The sequence below is a fragment of the Paraniabella hibiscisoli genome (assembly GCF_022512515.1).
GTDB lineage: Bacteria > Bacteroidota > Bacteroidia > Chitinophagales > Chitinophagaceae > Niabella > Niabella hibiscisoli.
Genome location: NZ_JAKWBK010000001.1, coordinates 1,862,285 through 1,881,623 on the forward strand (window position 1 = coordinate 1,862,285; position 19,339 = coordinate 1,881,623).

Below are 19,339 nucleotides of genomic sequence, written 5' to 3' on the forward strand. Positions count from 1 at the left end.
AATTGTCCTGCTGATCATTTCCTGTCCTTTACTTTTTCTTGCATATCAATATGTAAAAGATAACCCCGTTTGAAATACGCTACTATCAACGGTTACATTGATGATGCCAGTCGCCTCAACGCAACCCAGGTCTTTGAAGTGGCGGATCCTGGAAGTGACTCCTCGAAATCGTTGTTGATCATAGCTCAATTGGTAAAACGGGCTTCGTTAACAGGGAAAAAGATTTCTATAGGTGGAGCCAGGCATTCAATGGGAGGTCATACTATTAGTAAGAATGGCATTTACCTGGATATGAAGCCACTCAATTACATGCAGTTAGATACTGTAGAAAATGTGCTTACGGTGGGGGCGGGGGCATTGTGGTCCGATATCGTGCCTTATCTCAATCAATATGGCCGTTCTGTCGCCGTAATGCAAACCAATAATTCTTTTTCTGTTGGTGGATCAATTAGTGTTAACTGCCATGGCTGGCAGCCCAATGTACCTCCCATTGCACACACGGTTGTGTCTATTCGAGTTATAACCTCCCGGGGTGATGTAATAGAATGCGGCCGTGATCAAAATGCAGAACTGTTCTCTTTGGTATTAGGTGGTTATGGATTATTCGGTGTTGTAGTTGATGTGAAGTTAAAGGTAGTGCGCAATGAAATGTATACAGCCCGTCAATACATCGTTAATAGTAATGAGTATGTGAAAGCATTCAGAGAGCTTAGTCATAATGCCAGGGTGGCGATGGCTTATGGCCGGATCAATGTTAATCCGGATAATTTTCTTGAGGAGGCAATTATTTCTACGTTTGAGAAAGATACAGGAAATGTATCAGCTGCTTTACAGGACGGGCCTTACAAAAAGTTAAGGAGAACGGTTTTCAGAGCCTCTGCCAACAGTAATTATGGAAAGAACCTCCGATGGAAGGCCGAAAAAATGATGGTTTCTTTAATCAGGAACAAAAGGTTCTCCCGTAACCAGCTTCTCAACGAAAGCGTAGAAGTGTTTCAAAATACGGATACCAGCAAGACCGATATTTTACATGAGTATTTCATCCCGACGGCCTCCGTATCCCCGTTTATAGATTCCTTGAAAAAAATAATCCCCTCTTACAATACCGACCTGCTTAATATTACGATTAGAAATGTTGAAAAGGATACAGATACCTATTTAAGATATGCTTCCACTGAAATGTTTGGTTTTGTAATGCTTTTCAATCAGTACCGGACACCTGAGGGCGAAGACTACATGAAACGCCTAACACAAAAGCTGATAGATGTTGCTATTTCTTTTAAGGGCACTTATTATTTACCCTATCGCCTGCATGCCCAAAAAGATCAGTTTTTGAAAGCGTATCCCCAGGCCGACTCTTTTTTGTTTTAAAGAAAAAATATGATCCGCTTGAAGTTTTTCAAAATACCTTTTATGAAAAATATAAGTGAGGAAGGTTAATTACTGAGAACGCCTATTTCCCTGGCCTTTATTTTAAGAAATGCCAGCGCTGCCTCCCGGTTGTTTTCTACTACTCCATCTAATATTGCATCTTTAAGACTATCTTTCAATATGCCCACCGGCCTTGATGGGCCCAGGTTGAATAGCTGCATAATTTCCGACCCGTCAACCGGCGGTTGCCAGGTTCTTATCTGGTCCTTTTCTTCTACCTCTTTACAACGTTCCCGAACCAGTTTGAAATTCTCAATGAAGCGTCTTACTTTCTGCCGGTTTTTACTGGTGATGTCTGCTTCGCAAAGCATCATCAGGGCATCGAAATCTTCACCTGCATCAAACAGCAGGCGACGGATAGCCGAGTCTGTAATGTCTTCCTTGGTTAAGCTGATGGGCCGCAAATGAAGTTCTACCAGCTTTTTTACAAAGCGCATTTTTTCGTTAGAGGGTAACTTCAGTTCATTAAAGATCTTCGGCACCATACGTCCGCCTACTACTTCATGCCCGTGAAATGTCCATCCGTGGCCGTCTTCAAATCTTTTGGTAGCCGGCTTGGCGATATCGTGTAATATCGCCGCCCATCTCAGCCAAAGGTCATCGGAGTGTTTGGCCACATTATCCAGTACCTGCAAAGTGTGGTAAAAATTGTCTTTATGGCCATGACCATCTACAATTTCAGCACCGGCCAAAGCGACCATTTTGGGAAAGATCAGTTTCAGCAACCCTGTTTTATAAAGCAGGTCAAAGCCGATAGAAGGTTTGGTCGCTTTGATAATTTTATTCAGTTCATCGGTTATGCGTTCCTGAGAAATGATCTTAATACGTTCTGCCTGCTCCGATATGGCTAGTAATGTTTCACTGGCTATATTAAAATTAAGCTGCGTAGCAAACCGAATGGCGCGCATCATCCGCAGCGGATCATCGCTGAAAGTTTGTTCGGGTTCTAAGGGCGTAACAATGATTTTTTGTTCCAGATCTTTTATTCCCTCAAAGGGGTCCACCAGTTTGCCGTAATCAGCCTTATTTAACGAAATTGCCAGCGCATTGATAGTAAAGTCCCGCCTTTTCTGATCGTCGGCCAAAGTACCGGGTTCTACCTGTGGTTTACGGCTATCGCGCCGGTAGCTTTCTTTGCGGGCGCCCACAAATTCGATGTCGAAAGGCTCCCTGGTGTGTGGCAGAAGGATATTGATATGCGCGGTTCCAAAGTTTTTGAAAAAGCTCACGCGCGGAACAGGTTGAAATTTGGCCGCCACTGCATTAGCGAGTTCAATACCATCTCCTACACAAACAATATCCGCATCCTTCGTGGGACGGCCCAATAGTTTGTCGCGTACAAATCCACCCACAAGATAACTTTCGAGCTTCAACTCCTGGGCTGCTGCGGCAATCCGGGCAATAACTAACTGTTCGGGTTCGTTTAATTCAATATCCATGCGGCGACAAAGATAAATGAGTTTGCAATTGTGGATATTGTTGTTTATTGCGTCTTATATAGAGGTACTTTATGAAAGATATAATCCTATTCTTTTTCCTGGTGTTATTATTTACAACCGGCAGGGCGCAAAGCGATGTTTGGACCGCTTACTGGAATGCTGATACTACGTTGTACGGATTTAAGAATAACAGTGGGCAAGTGACAATAGAACCCCGTTTTTCAGGTGCAGGCGTCGCCCGGAAACTGGAGCATATTATGTCTGTAATAGAAGAATCTCCTGCAACGGGAAAATGGTCTGCTTATTTTCTTACCCGCACCGGCAAAAAACAGGTTTCGACAGTCTTTATTTTTTTGATAATGCGCCTGATTGTGAAAGTGAGGGATTTATCCGGTTCAAAGATCGTAAGCTGGATAAGGTAGGGCTGTTAAACCGAAATGGAGAAGTGGTTGTTCCTGCTATCTATAACTATCTGGATAGGGTACAGAACGGCCTGTTGACCGGCTTAACGGGCGCTCAAAAGAAACAGGATGGTGAGCATTATCGTTGGGAAGGTGGCGAAACTATTTTGCTGGATACAACCGGTAAAATATTAATCAGATCTTTTACAGCGCCCTACGGTATCAATCTTTATTCTTTAAAGATATCGAACCAGGCGGTTAATGATAGCTGCCGCATTAGCTATAAAGCGGCGACGGTACTTTTTATTCTTTTATTGATTATGAAAAAGAATTCGCAACCTGGCTAAAGAACCTGTTGCTTACTCTAAATATGGATGTGTTCAAAGCGCATGTTTTTGATAAAGTATCTTATTACACGGATGAAGACGGTTGGGTATTTAAAAACGGGAAGGATTTTATTGATAAGAACTACCAGGTTTTAAAAACTACTTTACAAAAACTACGGCAACCTGGCTGCGACTCGTTTATTACCCGTAATGGCCTTAACCCTTTTATTTACGAATCTGGTGAATACGAAAAGTATTTTGATAACTGTAACCAGGCAAAGGAGTGGCAATACCCGCAGATGAGTATCCACTTTAACCAGTACAATAAAGGCCAGCTGGATCAGCAGGAAAGCCTCGATTTTTTACGCACAGATGAAGGGTACAAGCTTATTAGTGTGCATATCAAAGGAGCCACCTTTAAATAACTAACGGATAACATCTACTTCCCCGTCTTTCCAGCGGATGATAGAAGAAGGCTGAGTAGGTTCGTTATCATCCTGTCGGTATTGAACAATATAGTCAACACCATTTTTGATAGCGTCGCTGATGGATGCGTAAAAAGGCGCTGCTGGCTCCCCGGAAATATTGGCCGAAGTGGATACAATGGGTTTCCCAAACCGTTTGATGAGGGCCTTACAAAATGTTTCGTCACAAATCCGGATGGCAATGCTTCCGTCGGCAGCAACCAGGTTTTCCGCAAATCCTAGTCCATGTTCATAAATTACGGTAGTGGGTCTTGTTGTGGTATCCAGATAGTCAAATAAACTGAGGTCAACAGCCGCTGTATACTGCATTACATCGCGTTCCGTGGCTACCAGCACAATCAGGGCTTTACTATCGTCTCTTTTTTCAGTTCATACACTTTCTTTACCGCTTCTGCATTCGTGGCGTCGCAGCCAATGCCCATACTGTATCGGTGGGGTAAAGAATGGTGCCACCTGTTTGCAGCACTTCAATGCACTTTTTGATATCTTCTTCGAAATTCATGGTTTATAAAGCTGAGTTATACATATTCATTACCGATTGCGCATATTGATCAGTAGAGAAGCGTTGGATATTTTGAAAGCCTTTAGCGATAGCTGCATCCCTGTAAGTGTCATCTCCATAAAATTTACGGAAACCTTCGGCCATTTCTTCTGGCCGTTCCGGGTTGGCCAGGAAGGCCGCATCGCCTGCTATTTCCGGCATGCATGAGGTGGTGGAAGTAATGACCGGCACACCACCCGACATAGCTTCAATAATGGGCATGCCAAAGCCCTCATAAAAAGAAGGGTAGATCATTGCGGTGGACAACTGGTACAATGCAGGAAAGTCTTCGGTGGCAATAAACGGTTTTTTACCCTGGGCTGCCAGCTGATCGGACAGGAAGATTACTTTTTCTTCCAGCTTATTGTCAGCAAGGTATTGTTTTACTTTCTCTTTATAAGGCCCGCCTTTCCCCACTACAACCAGGGGAATAGGAATGTCATTTTGTATCAATTTAAAAGCCTTGCAAATATTCAGCAGGTTTTTTCTTTCAATAATGGTTCCCACATGTAAAAAAAACTGTGGTGGCAGGCCGTATTTCCCCGGATAGCGGCCTTTTTATCATCACCTTCAATTGTATTAAAAATGGGGTCGCAACTTTGATACACAACATCGATCCGGGCAGGATCAGTGCCATATTTATCAATAATATGTCCCTTGGTTTCTTCGCTGATGGCCATGATCTTATTGGCATGATTGCAGGCATATCTCAGCTTGGTTCGGTATATTTTTACGTCAATAGGCTTAAAATCCTGGGGATATAGCTCGGGGAAAAGATCGTGTATAGTCACCACTGATGCTATGCCCGTTTGGGGAATACCCCTCGGGATTTCCTGGCTGGGACCATGGTAAAGGGCGATCTTAAGTTTTTGAAGGTCTTTGGTCACCCATTTACTACGCCAGGCGCTGCTTAATAATTTGTGAAGCGATTGGGTAGGCAAAATCTCGTGAATATTGGCGGTGCCTGGTGTAAAAAGTGTTCCCGGTTTGGGATTAAACAAAAAATAGCTGTGTTGCGGATAATGGGTAGCCATTAACTTAATCAATACCCTGCTAAAAAAACCAAGTCCTGTACCATTGTGGTAAGCCCGTTTGGCATCAAAACCAATATTCATGTGGCAAATATAACTATAGACTATTGACCATTGTCCATTGGTCTTTTTTTAGTAGACTGGTTTTGCCCGCCACCTTCGCATGTTATGCAAACCCCGCATTCATTGCCTGTACAATAATGATGGTAGAATTTTACCTCAAAACGAGCATTTTTAATCGGTATAGTTCAGGTTTCAAGGTTTATCTTTGCCCACACAAAATTTTATCATGCAAGATCTGATCATAGAAGCCTGGGGTAACAGGGACTTACTCAAAGACAAAAAGTACAGCGATGCCATACGTGAAGTAATTGAGGCATTGGATAAAGGACAATTGCGCGTAGCAGAAAAAAGGAAACCAAATGGGAAGTAAACGAGTGGGTGAAACAAGCCATCCTGATGTACTTTGCCATTCAGCCCATGCAAACCTGGGACGTAGCGCCTTTTGAGTTCTATGATAAAATGTTGCTGAAAAAAGATTACGAAAAGCAAGGCGTACGCGCTGTGCCTCATGCAGTTGCACGTTATGGAGCATTTTTAGGCAGAAATGTGGTATTAATGCCTTCGTACACCAATATTGGCGCCTATGTTGATGAGGGTACCATGGTAGATACCTGGGCTACTGTAGGCAGCTGCGCACAAATTGGCAAAGGCGTGCACCTGAGCGGTGGTGTAGGCATTGGCGGCGTATTAGAGCCATTGCAGGCCAACCCGGTTATTATCGAAGATGGTTGTTTCTTAGGTAGCCGTTCTATTGTTGTAGAAGGCGTAATTGTGGAGAAAGAAGCGGTGTTGGGTGCGAATGTAGTGTTAACTAAAAGCACGCGTATCATTGATGTAAGTAAAGAAGTTGCCATTGAAACCAAAGGTCGTATCCCTGCGCGCAGCGTAGTGATTCCAGGCACATATACAAAGAAATTTCCGGCTGGCGAGTACCAGGTACCTTGTGCGCTCATCATCGGTAAACGCAAAGCAAGTACTGATCTGAAGACCAGTTTAAATGATGCTTTGCGCGACTTTAATGTGGCGGTATAATTTTTCGGGTAAAAGTGCTATATTCATTTACTGCATTGCAACTTGTGTTGTAGTACAGGATAAAACTTTTAGTCCATGGTCCAATGGCCATGGACTTTTTAATTAAGAACAGGCAAAACGTCTAAATGATCAAAGCAATTGTATACAGGTCAACCGGCAGCTGGTATTCGGTTAAAGATGAGCAGGGGAACTTTCATAATGCCCGTATGAAAGGAGTGTTTAAGATAGAGGGGATTACCAGTACCAATCCTATTGCTGTGGGAGATGAAGTAGAGATTGAAGTGGAGAACGAAAAAGAGGCTACGGCTATGATCACTCAGATCTTTCCTCGCAGAAATCATATCAACCGGCAATCACCAAGGGTAAAGCACCACCAGCATATTATTGCAGCCAATCTAGATCAGTCGTTATTGGTCGCTACTTTAAAAGATCCGAAAACCTCTCAGGGTTTTATCGACCGTTTCCTGGTGGTAAGTGAGATGTACCATGTGCGGCGATCATTGTTTTTAATAAAACAGATATTTATCGCGATAAAGAATTCAGGAAGCTGGAAGAGTTGAGTGCTATGTATCGCTCTTTAAATTACCAAGTGCATGCGGTAAGCGTTGAAACCAACCAGGGTCTCGACGCATTACAGGAGCTGCTACAAGATAAAACGACGCTGGTAAGTGGACATAGCGGCGTGGGTAAATCCACCTTTGTTAACTACCTGCTGCCTGGCAAAGAAATAAAAACGCAGGATGTAAGTGGCTGGAGCGGCAAGGGTATGCATACAACCACATTCGCCAATATGTACGATCTGCCTCAGGGCGGGCGGATCATAGACACACCTGGTATTAGGGAACTGGCTGTTACCGGCCTCGAAAAGGAAGAGCTGTCCCATTATTTTCCTGAAATGCGGGATCGGTTAAATGATTGCCACTACAACAACTGCATGCATATTAACGAGCCCGACTGTGCCATTAAGCAGGCTGTAATTGACCAGGAAATACATGAGGACCGCTATGTGAGTTATGTGAATATTTTAGATAGCATGGAGGAGAAGGGGTATTAGCGCATCGAGTTATTGAGCACTTCTTCTCTATTGTAAGCGGAACATCCTATAATTGAAAATACAAAAGGTCATCGGGAACTTTAAATAGCCTTACTTAAACCATCCCGCGTACTTTACATAGTTATTAGCGATCCGGTTGATCTGTCCGTTTACCAGCTCTTCTGAAATATCTTTTACTTTTTTAGCGGGAACGCCGGCATAAATGCTGCCTGCTTCACAAATAGTATTTTCCAAAACTACGGCGCCTGCGGCAATAATGGTATTGCTATGCACCACAGCATTGTCCATTACAATGGCCCCCATGCCAATCAGCACATTATCGTGTAAGGTGCAGCCATGCACAATGGCGTGATGACCAATAGAAACATTGTTGCCAATGGTCGTACTGGCGCCCTGGTAGGTACAATGAATGCAGGCCCCATCCTGTACATTTACTTTATTACCCATTTTTATATAATTCACATCTCCACGCAACACCGCATTAAACCAAACGCTGCACTGTTCACCCATCTGCACATCTCCCACAATGGTGGCGTTCGGCGCTATAAAACAGTCATTTCCAAATTGAGGCTCTTTTCCTTCTACGGGTAATATTATGGGCATATAGTATTGTTTGGGCTAAGATAGGTATGAAAACAAAAGGCAGAAGGCTAAAATGCTGAATTTATTTATTCAATCCTGCCTTCTTATTAAAAATCAGCGGGCAAAATATAAAAATCTTAAAATCATGGTACATTTGCCCGATGCAGGAAAAAATTGAAGCCATACAGGATCTTTATAAACAATGGAGCGGTAACGAACCCGCTTCTATCGATGTATTACAGCAGGCAGGTAGCGAGCGACGCTATTTTCGTATCTGGGATAAAGAGGGCGGTTCGGTGATCGGAACGTACGGCGCTAATGTGCCGGAGAACAATTCCTTTTTATATTTCTCAGAAAACTTTTCTCAGAAAAACTTACCGATCGCGAATATTTATGCGGTAAGCGAAGACCGGCAATTTTATTTACAGGAAGATTTTGGAGATGTATCCCTTATTAACCGGTTAGAAGGAGAAGGGTATACGCCGGCTATCTACAATCTTTTTAAAGAAAGCCTGCAGCAATTAGCCCGGCTACAGGTAGAAGGAGATAAAGACCTCGACTATACCAAGTGCCTGACCAACTCCGAGTTTGGTAAGCAGGCGATTATGGCCGATCTGCTTTATTTTAAATACTATTTTTTAGATGCTTTACGTAAGCCTTACGATAAACAAAAGCTGATCGATGATTTTGAGGCGCTAAGTAATTACCTTACGCATACCGATCATAAGTTTTTTATGTTCCGCGATTTTCAAAGCCGGAATATCCAGGTAATGAAAGACGACTCCGTTCATTTTATCGATTACCAGGGGGAATGAAGGGGGCTCCGCAGTATGATGTGGCATCCCTGCTTTGGCAGGCCCGGGCAGCGCTGCCCGAAGACTGGAAACGTAACCTGCTGCAGGATTACATGAATGCGCTGGAACCTTTGCTGGACCGGCCTTTGAACACATTGAACTTTATTAGCCAGTACAATGGCTATGTATTAATACGACTGCTGCAGGTACTGGGGGCTTACGGGTTCAGAGGACTATTTGAAAGAAAAGCACATTTCCTTACCAGCATACCACTTGCATTAAAAAACTTAAAATCTTTTCTGCAAACCCATCCCATGGGCATTGCCTTACCAGAGTTTGAGAAAGTATTACAGATATGTGTGGATGAAAGCATTATCCAGCAGTTTACACCCGTTCAGGCTACAGAAGATACACCTCTGGTGGTTAAAGTGTGCAGCTTCTCCTTTAAAAAGGGATTGCCGATTCATGATGAAGAAAATGGTGGTGGTTTTGTTTTTGATTGCAGGGGCATTCTAAACCCTGGTCGCGTAGAAAGCATGAAAAGCCAGACCGGGCGTGATAAAGAAGTGATACAATACCTGGAACAGCAAACAAAAATGCCGGTGTTCTTGCATAGCGTTTTTGATGTGGTAGATATAAGTGTGGAAGATTATATTAAGCGTGGATTTGAAAGTTTGTATGTAAGCTTTGGTTGTACTGGTGGTCAGCACCGCAGCGTATATGCAGCTGACGCATTGGTAAGGCACTTGAAGAATAAGTTTAAAGTGAAGATCGAATTATGCCATTATGTGCAGGATGCGAAGAACTGGTGCAATTAAAAGTCCATAGTTGATAGCCGATAGACCATAGTTAATACAATAAAAGATGGCTTTCAAATTTGAAAATCTTAAAGTTTGGCACCTGGCAGCAGATCTGTCAAATCAGATTGACACGCTTACCAAATCATTTCCTTCTGAAGAAAAGTATAGCCTGTCCAGCCAGATAAAAAGAGCGGCTGATTCTGTGGCATTAAATATTGCAGAAGGATGCACCGGGCAAAGTGATCCCCAATTCAAAAGATTCTTAGGAATTGCACTACGATCTGCTATTGAAGTGGTTGCTGCGTTATTTTTAGCTCGGGGGCGTAACTATATATCAGAAGAGTCGAAGCGGAAATTCTATACAGAGTATGAAATACTTTGTAAAATGATAACCGGATTAAGAGACTCATTGTGAAATTAAAAAATATTTGAACTTTAAACTTCTATGGACTATCAACCATCGACTATTGGCCTCTCTCAATCCATGATCTTTTGTGCCGGCCTTGGCACCCGCTTTAAACCCTGGACAGACAAGCATCCCAAGGCTTTAGCGCCGGTAAATGGCAAGCCCTTGCTGCAACGCAATATTGAATACCTGCAGCAGTATGGTATTAAAGATATTATTGTAAATGTGCATCACTTTGCTGACCAGATTGAGGAGGCTGTAGAAGCCAGCAAAGGCTGGGGCTCTAATATTATCATTAGTGATGAGCGGGACAGCGTGCTGGAAACCGGTGGAGGATTACTTCATGCAAAAAAACTCTTTAAACCCGGCGAGCGTTTTATAACCTGCAACGCCGATATATTAACGGACCTGGATATTAACGAACTGCTGAGTTTTCATGAGCAGGAAAAATCCCTGATCTCATTTGCTGTGAGTAACCGCAAAACCTCCCGGAACCTGCTGTTTGACGAAAACAATGTGCTTTGTGGCTGGAGGAATAACGCAACAGGACAAGAGCGCATATCTGTACCCAAAGACAATCTGGTGGCTAAAGGTTATGACTGCGTGGTGATATTTGAATACGAGGTTTTTGACCATATTAACTTTACCGGAAAGTTTTCACTAATCGATTTATATCTTGATCTGGCAAAAACACATAAAATTGTTGGTTTTGAACATGCTGGTGACCGATGGGTAGATGTAGGAAAGCCGGAAAGTGTGGCGGTGGCCGAAGCAATGTTCAGCTAATTTCCGTATATTAGTAAGAATAGCTATGATAACCTATTCTACAACAAATAAGGTCTTTTTAGGAGTAGCAGCAATAACCGTTCTAAGCCTGGTTGCCTCGTGGTTTGTGAGGGATATTGATCAGCTAAGAGAGCCTCTTGTACTGATTACAGCTGCATGTCTTTTGTTCATGTTTGTTTATGCTGTATTTTTTCCTGCCTACTGGGGTTATTTTATAAGAGTAACAAAAACAGATATCGGTTTTAATTTGGAGTATCTGAACCAATGCAATGAAGTACAAAAGAGAGAAAAGATTAATCTTGAAGATCTTGTTAGCTTCTCTTGTTTTGATCACTCCAGCCAGGTTTTAACACAAACAAGGCTTGTTTTCAGATCTTCCGGCTCGGTAAAAAAGTTCACCCTTTTGCATAAAAGCAGGGTGAAGGGTGTCGAATTGCAAACTACCGAAATCATCGATCTGATACTGGGGAAAATAGCTGTTTTTAACCAGCAGAGGCCTCACCAATTTATTGAAAGAACACTCAGCTTCTTTTCCAGTAAGCCGGGGCTTTACACCATAATAGCGTTGGCAACCATTCTCGGTTTTTTGGTTCTGTCATCGCAGGCAAAAACTGAAAAGGTGATACTTTGCCTGTTTGCCTTAGCTGCTATGATTTCTGCTCTAATGTTACGCAGATGGAATGAACTAAAGCAGATCGAAAAAAGCAATAAGCGGCTTTTGGATATTGCTTAAGGTCTGCTTCAAAATAAAAAAGGTTGATAAGCCTATAACTTATCAACCTTTCAACTTTTTAACCTGATTACTACATACCCGCCGCCTGCATCGGGTTCTTTCCTACGCTTTGACCGCGGCGTGGGCCCGCTTCTGTTTTTTGAGAAAAAGCTTTGAACCTGGTAGGTGCAGGGATAGTTCCCCAAACATTATTGGTTACATCAATATCCGCAGTTTCCTGCAATGGGTCTAACTGTATTGAAGCGACCTCTTTATTTTTTACAAAGAATTTTTTCACCTTTTGCTCGTTGTAGCGCCATATCTGGGCCGGGATGCGATCGGTTTCTTTGCTGCCATCTTTATAGGTCCATTCGATAATGATAGGCATTACCAATCCGCCTTTATTGCTAAAACTCAGTTCATAAAAATAACTATTAGCAAATTTCTCTTTGGCTTCAGAAGTTAAAGCAGTTACTGTCATCGGCATTTCTATGGTGAAGTTCTGTGTGGTGTCAACCTTTACCTGTCCACGGGCATATTGCCAGTAAAAATCCCTGGCATCCGGATTCAGATCCGTATAAAATTTTAGGGTCTTATCTTCCCTGTTGCGAATCTTGGAAATGTCATCATAGGGATTTGTTGCCGGGGCGTCTACTTTCTTTTGAGTGGAACGGCTTTTAGGCATCTCGCTGTTTAAATCTGCTTTAGCGTATTTTACAGTGTCCAGCGAAATATCTACCGGTTGTATCCCATAAAACCAGCCGCGCCAGAACCAGTCAAGATCTTCACCGCTGGCATCTTCCAGGGTGCGGAAAAGATCGGCCGGAGTGGGGTGCTTAAAGGCCCAGCGGCGTGCGTATTCTTTAAATGCAAAATCAAACAGTTCTCGTCCCATCACCGTTTCGCGAAGAATGTTTAATGCAGTAGCTGGTTTGGTATAAGCGTTAGGGCCGAAACCTATAATATTTTCCGAATTACTCATTACGGGCTCCAACTGGTCCTTGGGTAATTTCATGTAATCCACGATCGCACCTGCCCATCCTTTTTTGGTAGGGAATTTATTATCCCAAAGTTCTTCGGTTAAGTATTCAACAAAACTATTGAGTCCCTCATCCATCCAGGTCCACTGGCGTTCATCGCTGTTAACGATCATCGGGAAAAAGTTATGACCTACCTCGTGTATCACCACACCCAACATGCCATTCTTTACACTCTCACTATAAGTGCCGTCTTTTTCTGTTCGTCCATAGTTAAAGCAGATCATGGGATACTCCATGCCATTGGCTGCTTCCACGCTTTGAGCTACCGGGTACGGATAAGGAAACGTAAAATCGGAGTAGGTTTTAATAGTATGTGCTACGGCACGTGTAGAAAACTTACGGTAAAGTGGGTAAGCCTCCTTGCCGTAAAAGCTCATACACATAATTTTTTTACCATTGATGAGCTGGGGCATTGCGTCCCATACAAATTTCCTGGAAGCGGTCCATGCAAAATCTCTAACATTATCAGCCCTGAAGGACCAGGTTTTCTTTTGAGTATGCTTGTTTTTTTCCGCTGCAGTAGCCTCGGCCAATGTTACAATCTCGACGGGCTCTTTGGCATTGCGCGCCTGGTTGTAACGTCCCATCTGTGCCGCCGTTAAAACCTGTGCGTAGTTCTGGCATTCACCTGTAGCACCCACTACATGATCTGCAGGAACGGTTATCTGCACATCATAGTTGCCAAAAGTGAGGGCAAATTCGCCACGCCCGGTAAATTGGTGATTCTGCCAACCCTGAAAATCGCTATATACACAAACTCTCGGAAACCATTGGGCCATGGTATACAGGTTATTGCCATCTTCTGCGAAATGCTCATATCCGCCACGACCACCATATTTCATCCGGTCACTGATTTTATAAGACCAGTCTATTTTGATGATATACTTTTGACCGGGTTTCAGAGGGTTGGGTAAGTCCACCCGCATCATGGTTTTGTTGACCGTGTATTTCAGCGCTGCGCCATTCAGGTCTGTGAGTTTTTTTATTTTTACCCCATAGCCGTTATCTGCCTTTCCGGACTCTTCTTCCTGCGTTGCCAGCATATTATCCGTCATCACCTGTGGCATTCGCGATGATGTCTGGTAGTTGGCGTTATTGATATTGCTGTGCTCATTCTCATCTAGCTGAAACCAGATATAAGTGAGTTCATCAGGCGAGTTGTTGAAATAATTCAAGGTTTCGCTGCCTGTTAGTACATTGTTTTTTTCGTCCAGCTCACATTTGATGGTATAGTCGCAACGTTGCTGCCAGTATTTAGGCCCTGGCGCACCACTTGCGGTACGATACTCATTGGGCGTTGGGAGGATGGTTCCCAACTGCTCAAATTTATTGCCATGGTTGCTGGTAGGGTTGTTTTGAATATCCTGGGCGATAGCAGTGATACTCAATGAAAGACCAGCGATAATACATGATAGCTTTGACATATTTTTTATTACTGAACCTTAAAAACAGTTTTTGATAGAAAAAATTGTAGGTAGCGCAAATATCGATTGTATACAATATGCGCTGTTCTGAAATCAGAAAGGAACTCTTTCTATAGCCATTTTGGCTGCAATAACACATACAGCCAGTGATACAACGAATATATAAATTCTTTGAGGAATTTTTACCATCTCCATTAAAACTTTACCCAGCAACAGAATGATTAATACTACCACAATCTGCCCAGCTTCCAAACCCGCATTAAAGCCAAACAGCCCCCATCCTAAAGACTGGTCGCTGGCCAGCATCATGCGTATAGAATTGGCAAAGCCCAGGCCGTGTATGAGGCCAAAGAGCAAAGCCAGGAAGTAATTGGTATTTACATTTTTAACGGGCTTGCCATTCACCATATTCCAGCCAGCGGTCAACACAATGGTCACCGGGATTAGAAACTCGACCCAGGCAGAAGATATCCGGATTGCATCCAGCACACTTAACGCTAGTGTCAGCGAATGACCGATGGTAAAGGCTGTGACGAGGATCAGCACTTTCTTCCAGTCGCTGAACGTATACACTACGGCCAGGGCGAGGATAAATAATTGATGGTCCAGCGCATCAGTGCTGACAATATGCTTCCATCCTTCTACAAAATAAAAACTGAAATCGCTCATAATATTTAAATTCTCATGCTCCAACACAACTTCTAAAGCTAAATTTTTGTCATAGTATTATTTTCGCAAAATATGTCGATGGTATTATTACTCAATAAATGGCTGTTAGGCTTGTTTTTGCTGAATGCAAATGTACATCCCTATCATGTAAGTGCTACGGAAATGGAGTATGACGTAAAAAGTAAACGTGTGGAGATCAGCACTAAAATTTTTACAGATGATTTCGAAAATGTATTGGCTAAATTATATAAGCAGAAGATTGACCTCTCCAATCCGAAACTTAAAGTGCAGATGACCGTGTGGGTGAATAAGTATATTACTACGCACCTGGCTTTAAAGACTAATGATAAGATACTTCCCATAAAACTGTATGACTGGGAAATTGATCACGAAGCGGTGTACGTATACACTACTGCCGAAGCACCTGCGTTTAATAGTAAAAGCATTACGGTAGAGAATAATGTATTGTACGATCTTTTTGACGACCAGGTGAATATTGTGCATTTTATTTATAAAGGAAACCGTAAAAGCAACAAGCTGGTGCATCCGGAAACTAAAGTTTCTTTATCTTTTAAAGAAGCGATCAGTTGCCACGCCACCTTTACAGGTTACCGTTTATCACATTTTACTTCTGTTAACGATTGACGCGCAAAAATTGCATTAAATTCAACGTTTAAAATTTTTACATGAGACCTAAATTTCTTTATTCTTTTTTGTTGACTTTGCTGGCAGTCCCGGCTTTTTCTCAAACAACTTCTGTATATAATGCTAAGGAGGCATTTAATCCGCAGTTTTATCCTTATCCGGGAAATGAGTACCGTAGCGCCTCTGGCGAGCCAGGCGTTAAATACTGGCAAAACCGGGCAGATTATAAAATCAATTGCTCTATTGATACGGCTAACCATAAGGTGACGGGATCGCAGGAGCTGGTGTATACCAATAATAGTCCTGACAACCTGAAATTTCTTTGGTTGCAGCTGGATCAGAATATTTACCGCAAAGATTCTCGTGGTTCAGCTACTACTACCGCTTCAGGTGGGCGCTGGGCCAATACCGGCTTTACCGAAGGGCAGGTGATCAAATCGGTAGCGATAGAAGTAAACGGGAAAAAATATACACCACAGTTTACGATTACAGATACCCGCATGCAGGTATGGCTACAGGAGTCATTAAAAAATGCAGGTAAGGTTAAGTTGATCATAGACTGGTCTTTTGAAGTGCCTGTATATGGAACCGATCGCATGGGGCGCCTGCAATCAAAGAATGGTTGGGTGTATGAGATCGCCCAATGGTTCCCCCGCATGTGTGTGTATGATGACCTGCAAGGCTGGAACGTATTGCCCTATGTAGGACAGGGTGAGTTTTACCTGGAGTATGGAGATATCGATTTTGCGGTAACCGCTCCAGCTGATATGATCATCGTGGGTTCGGGAGAATTATTAAATCCTGCCGAATGCCTTTCTCCGGCCGAAGCCACCCGTTATGCTAATGCCAAAACCAGCGAAAAAACGGTAACGATCCGTAGTGCTGAAGAGGTAAATGCGGGCATTAAGACTGCCAGGAAAACAAATACCTGGAGATTTAAAATACAGAATACAAGAGATGCCGCATGGGCGGCTTCCAAAGCTTTTGTTTTTGATGGAGCTAAAATAAATTTACCCAGCGGTAAAAAATGCGTGGCATTAAGCGCTTACCCGGTAGAGTCAATTGGCAACAACGGATGGCAGCGCAGTACAGAATTTACCAAAGCCTCTATTGAGCATTATTCTAACAAATGGTTTGAGTTCCCTTATCCTGCAGCAACAAATGTGGCGGGTATTGTTGGAGGTATGGAATATCCGGGCATTGTGTTTTGCGGATACAGGGCAAAAGGCGCCGGTCTCTGGGGAGTAACAGATCATGAATTCGGCCATAGCTGGTTCCCCATGATTGTAGGAAGCAATGAAAGAAAATATGCCTGGATGGATGAGGGCTTTAATACTTTTATCAATAGCTTTTCTACAAACGCATTTAATAATGGAGAATTTAGCAAGCAGTCAACAGGCGATGAGGGAAGAAGCTCGTTTGGCGAAAATGTTGACGGTTTGTACACCATACCTGATGCAGTTCAGCAGAGAAGCCTGGGCGTAACCGCTTATTATAAACCTTCGCAAATGCTACATGCTTTGCGGGACAATGTATTAGGTGCAGAACGGTTTGATAAGGCTTTTAAGGAATATATTAACCGGTGGGCCTTCAAACACCCTTCACCCTGGGATTTCTTTCATACCATTGAAAATGTTGCAGGAGAAGACCTGTCCTGGTTTTGGAGAGGCTGGGTATTAAATACCTGGAAGATAGACCAGTCCGTAAAGGGAGTAACATACAGGGATAACCTGCCGGCTAATGGTGCAGCCATTACTATCGAAAACCTGGAACAGATGCCTATGCCTGTGAAAATATTGGTTACAGAAACAAACGGTAAGCAGCAAACTGTAAAGTTGCCGGTTGAGATCTGGCAGCGTGGAAACGCCTACACTTTTGTAGTGCCCACTACGAGTGAGCTGAAAGAAGTAAAGATAGATCCGGATAACCAGCTACCTGATTGGAACCGGGTTAATAATAGCTGGATGAAGAAATAGGCTGTCTCAATCGCTAATTTTTTATAACCTCACAGAGTCAAACCTGTGGGGTTTTTTTATTGCCAGGATAAATGAGACCGATGCCAAAATATTTTATGGAAAAATTTGCTATCGGTATCTCATTAAAAAAGCACAACTATGGACAACATAGAAACAAACCAAAGCCAAAGCCGCGTACAGCGTGGCTTTGCCAGGAAACAAAAAAGAGCATCGCTGCGGATAGACATGACGCCCATGGTGGACCTGGGATTTTTGCTTATTACCTTTTTTATATTTACCTCGTCCATGAATGATCCCAAAACAATGGACCTGTATATGCCTGAAGATGGTCCGGAAACACCGATTGCCGAATCGGGTGCATTCACTATACTTTTGGATAAGGATGCTGGTATTTATTATTACGAAGGCCAGCCAGCTAACAATGACGTTAAGATAAAGAAAAGCTCTCTTTCGGATATCCGCAAAGAGCTAATTCGAAAAAAACAGGAAGTAATCAAAAACTATAAGCCGGATAAGGCTTGCGAAGAAAAGGCCGTTGCTAACCAAACTACCCTTGATAACTGCCGGCAAAAAGATCTGACTGTTCTGATCAAACCTACTACTGATGCCAGCTACCAAGCGATTGTGGCAATGCTGGACGAAATGACGATCAACAAAATTGCCCGCTATGTTTTAACCGAGCCTGACGCTAAAGACCTGGCGCTACTTCAGACCATAAAGTAAACATTGCAATTCGTCAGCAAAAAACTAAACCCGGTTGGGTAATGGGAATGGTATGCATTTTACCGAGCGTAGGCGTGGTGCAATTGGAATACAATTTCAAATCACAATTTTAAATAAACAATTATGGAAACAGCAGCTATTCTACGGGCAGATATGCTCGACATCGTTTTCGATGGAAGAAACAAAAATTACGGAGCCTATGAGCTTCGCAGAAATTATCAACAGCGCATGACAAAAGCACTTTTAATAACAGCAGGAATTTGTATTGCTATAGGAGGGGGTGCCTGGCTGAAAAGTACCTTTGCGAAAACAGTAGATGCCGATCTGGTAAAAATAAGTGATGAACTTACAATAGCAGACATTAAGCCTATTGAAGAAGATATTCCCGAACCGCCACCACCACCTCCGGCACCTAAGGTAGAAATACCGAAAATACAGACGATCGCTTTTACCACCCCTGTTATTACCGACAAGGAAATTGTAGAGCCGCCGCCCACCCAGGACGCGTTGGCCGATACAAAGATCAGCAGTATATCGCAGGATGGAGTTAAAGATGTGGGACTTGTTGTAGCTCCACCGTCGGATGCTGTTGGAAAAGGGCTTTTAGTAGAAAAGGTAAAAGATGATTTTGATGCGAACAAGATTTTCTATAGAGTGGAGATCGATGCCTCTTACGTGGGTGACTGGAGGAAGTTTTTAGAACGGAACCTTGTAGGTGAAGTGCCGGTGGATAATGGGGCCGCACCGGGTACTTATACCGTAATTATTCAGTTTATTGTAGATGCCAGCGGTAATGTGAGCGATATTAAGCCACTTACCAACTTTGGCCATGGTATGGAGCAGGAGGCGATGCGGGTGATTAAAAAATCGGGTAAATGGAATCCTGCAAGGCAAAATAGCGAGCTGGTAAAAGCCTATCGCAAACAACCTATTACCTTCCAGGTGTTAGAACAATAAAAAGTCTTTTCTTCTCTTCTTT

Annotated in this window: 21 protein-coding genes and 2 pseudogenes; 16 read left to right on the plus strand and 7 right to left on the minus strand. The window is 43.0% G+C overall.

Annotated features, from left to right (window positions below; translation table 11 throughout):
* Positions 1-69: 69 nt before the first annotated feature.
* Positions 70-1,371 carry an FAD-binding oxidoreductase gene (locus tag MKP07_RS11805; RefSeq protein WP_240847378.1) on the plus strand — a complete coding sequence of 434 codons (1,302 nt, stop codon included), beginning with the start codon at positions 70-72 and terminating at the stop codon, positions 1,369-1,371.
* 65 nt (positions 1,372-1,436) lie between these two features.
* Here MKP07_RS11805 and MKP07_RS11810 read toward each other — a convergent pair whose 3' ends face one another.
* Positions 1,437-2,870: a CCA tRNA nucleotidyltransferase gene (locus MKP07_RS11810; RefSeq protein ID WP_240847379.1), complete on the minus strand. Its 1,434-nt coding sequence runs from the start codon at positions 2,868-2,870 to the stop codon at positions 1,437-1,439.
* Between the two features lie 71 nt (positions 2,871-2,941).
* Here MKP07_RS11810 and MKP07_RS11815 point away from each other — a divergent pair, with 71 nt between their 5' ends.
* Genes MKP07_RS11815 through MKP07_RS11825 form a run of 3 tightly spaced genes read left to right on the plus strand, consistent with a single transcriptional unit; the run spans position 2,942 to position 4,022 of the window.
* A complete protein-coding gene (locus MKP07_RS11815; RefSeq protein ID WP_240847380.1) occupies positions 2,942-3,292 on the plus strand; it encodes a hypothetical protein in 351 nt (116 codons plus the stop codon).
* A 23-nt stretch (positions 3,293-3,315) separates the two neighbouring features.
* Positions 3,316-3,618 (plus strand): hypothetical protein, encoded by a 303-nt coding sequence (locus MKP07_RS11820; RefSeq protein WP_240847381.1) that lies wholly within the window; start codon positions 3,316-3,318, stop codon positions 3,616-3,618.
* A gap of 23 nt (positions 3,619-3,641) precedes the next feature.
* On the plus strand, positions 3,642-4,022 hold the full coding sequence (locus MKP07_RS11825; RefSeq protein WP_240847382.1) for a hypothetical protein: 381 nt from the start codon (positions 3,642-3,644) through the stop codon (positions 4,020-4,022).
* On the opposite strand, the gene MKP07_RS11830 is transcribed toward MKP07_RS11825, so the two are convergent.
* The 3 genes from MKP07_RS11830 to MKP07_RS11840 all read right to left on the minus strand — a co-directional run bounded on the left by MKP07_RS11830 (position 4,023) and on the right by MKP07_RS11840 (position 5,738).
* Positions 4,023-4,418, minus strand: a complete 396-nt coding sequence (locus tag MKP07_RS11830) for an L-threonylcarbamoyladenylate synthase (RefSeq protein ID WP_240847383.1) — start codon at positions 4,416-4,418, stop codon at positions 4,023-4,025.
* 169 nt (positions 4,419-4,587) lie between these two features.
* Positions 4,588-5,130: a glycosyltransferase family 4 protein gene (locus MKP07_RS11835; RefSeq protein WP_240847384.1), complete on the minus strand. Its 543-nt coding sequence runs from the start codon at positions 5,128-5,130 to the stop codon at positions 4,588-4,590.
* Positions 5,097-5,738, minus strand: coding sequence for a glycosyltransferase (locus MKP07_RS11840; RefSeq protein ID WP_240847385.1), 642 nt, complete (start codon positions 5,736-5,738; stop codon positions 5,097-5,099). The genes MKP07_RS11835 and MKP07_RS11840 overlap by 34 nt, the downstream gene beginning before the upstream one ends.
* A gap of 205 nt (positions 5,739-5,943) precedes the next feature.
* Here MKP07_RS11840 and MKP07_RS11845 point away from each other — a divergent pair.
* The 3 genes and pseudogenes from MKP07_RS11845 to rsgA form a co-directional block, all read left to right on the plus strand.
* A pseudogene (locus MKP07_RS11845) lies at positions 5,944-6,068 on the plus strand (2,3,4,5-tetrahydropyridine-2,6-dicarboxylate N-succinyltransferase); the annotation flags it as partial.
* A gap of 27 nt (positions 6,069-6,095) precedes the next feature.
* Positions 6,096-6,749 carry a 2,3,4,5-tetrahydropyridine-2,6-dicarboxylate N-succinyltransferase gene (locus MKP07_RS11850; RefSeq protein WP_240850789.1) on the plus strand — a complete coding sequence of 218 codons (654 nt, stop codon included), beginning with the start codon at positions 6,096-6,098 and terminating at the stop codon, positions 6,747-6,749.
* Positions 6,750-6,874: 125 nt separating this feature from the next.
* Positions 6,875-7,803 (plus strand): annotated as a pseudogene (gene rsgA / locus MKP07_RS11855) (ribosome small subunit-dependent GTPase A).
* Between the two features lie 90 nt (positions 7,804-7,893).
* On the opposite strand, the gene MKP07_RS11860 reads toward rsgA, so the two are convergent.
* The gene (locus tag MKP07_RS11860) at positions 7,894-8,406 is read right to left on the minus strand and encodes a gamma carbonic anhydrase family protein (RefSeq protein ID WP_240847386.1); all 513 of its coding nucleotides are present in this window, start codon (positions 8,404-8,406) and stop codon (positions 7,894-7,896) included.
* A gap of 140 nt (positions 8,407-8,546) precedes the next feature.
* On the opposite strand from MKP07_RS11860, the gene MKP07_RS11865 reads away from it, so the two are divergent.
* The 5 genes from MKP07_RS11865 to MKP07_RS11885 are packed head-to-tail and all read left to right on the plus strand — an operon-like array spanning position 8,547 to position 11,904.
* Positions 8,547-9,200: a hypothetical protein gene (locus MKP07_RS11865; protein WP_240847387.1), complete on the plus strand. Its 654-nt coding sequence runs from the start codon at positions 8,547-8,549 to the stop codon at positions 9,198-9,200.
* On the plus strand, positions 9,197-9,997 hold the full coding sequence (locus MKP07_RS11870) for a RapZ C-terminal domain-containing protein (protein ID WP_240847388.1): 801 nt from the start codon (positions 9,197-9,199) through the stop codon (positions 9,995-9,997). The genes MKP07_RS11865 and MKP07_RS11870 overlap by 4 nt, the downstream gene beginning before the upstream one ends.
* A 46-nt stretch (positions 9,998-10,043) precedes the next feature.
* On the plus strand, positions 10,044-10,394 hold the full coding sequence (locus MKP07_RS11875; protein ID WP_240847389.1) for a four helix bundle protein: 351 nt from the start codon (positions 10,044-10,046) through the stop codon (positions 10,392-10,394).
* Positions 10,395-10,424: 30 nt separating this feature from the next.
* Positions 10,425-11,171, plus strand: a complete 747-nt coding sequence (locus MKP07_RS11880; RefSeq protein WP_240847390.1) for a nucleotidyltransferase family protein — start codon at positions 10,425-10,427, stop codon at positions 11,169-11,171.
* A gap of 25 nt (positions 11,172-11,196) precedes the next feature.
* On the plus strand, positions 11,197-11,904 hold the full coding sequence (locus tag MKP07_RS11885; protein ID WP_240847391.1) for a hypothetical protein: 708 nt from the start codon (positions 11,197-11,199) through the stop codon (positions 11,902-11,904).
* Between the two features lie 70 nt (positions 11,905-11,974).
* Here MKP07_RS11885 and MKP07_RS11890 read toward each other — a convergent pair whose 3' ends face one another.
* Both MKP07_RS11890 and MKP07_RS11895 read right to left on the minus strand, forming a co-directional pair.
* Positions 11,975-14,347 (minus strand): M1 family metallopeptidase, encoded by a 2,373-nt coding sequence (locus MKP07_RS11890; RefSeq protein ID WP_240847392.1) that lies wholly within the window; start codon positions 14,345-14,347, stop codon positions 11,975-11,977.
* 93 nt (positions 14,348-14,440) lie between these two features.
* Positions 14,441-15,040, minus strand: a complete 600-nt coding sequence (locus MKP07_RS11895) for a HupE/UreJ family protein (protein ID WP_240847393.1) — start codon at positions 15,038-15,040, stop codon at positions 14,441-14,443.
* A gap of 54 nt (positions 15,041-15,094) precedes the next feature.
* On the opposite strand from MKP07_RS11895, the gene MKP07_RS11900 reads away from it, so the two are divergent.
* From MKP07_RS11900 to MKP07_RS11915, 4 genes are all read left to right on the plus strand, one after another.
* Positions 15,095-15,661 (plus strand): DUF6702 family protein, encoded by a 567-nt coding sequence (locus MKP07_RS11900; RefSeq protein WP_240847394.1) that lies wholly within the window; start codon positions 15,095-15,097, stop codon positions 15,659-15,661.
* 41 nt (positions 15,662-15,702) lie between these two features.
* Positions 15,703-17,637, plus strand: coding sequence for a M1 family metallopeptidase (locus MKP07_RS11905; RefSeq protein WP_240847395.1), 1,935 nt, complete (start codon positions 15,703-15,705; stop codon positions 17,635-17,637).
* Between the two features lie 138 nt (positions 17,638-17,775).
* The gene (locus tag MKP07_RS11910) at positions 17,776-18,360 is read left to right on the plus strand and encodes an ExbD/TolR family protein (RefSeq protein ID WP_240847396.1); all 585 of its coding nucleotides are present in this window, start codon (positions 17,776-17,778) and stop codon (positions 18,358-18,360) included.
* A gap of 123 nt (positions 18,361-18,483) precedes the next feature.
* Positions 18,484-19,317: an energy transducer TonB gene (locus MKP07_RS11915; protein ID WP_240847397.1), complete on the plus strand. Its 834-nt coding sequence runs from the start codon at positions 18,484-18,486 to the stop codon at positions 19,315-19,317.
* The last annotated feature ends 22 nt before the right edge of the window (positions 19,318-19,339 follow it).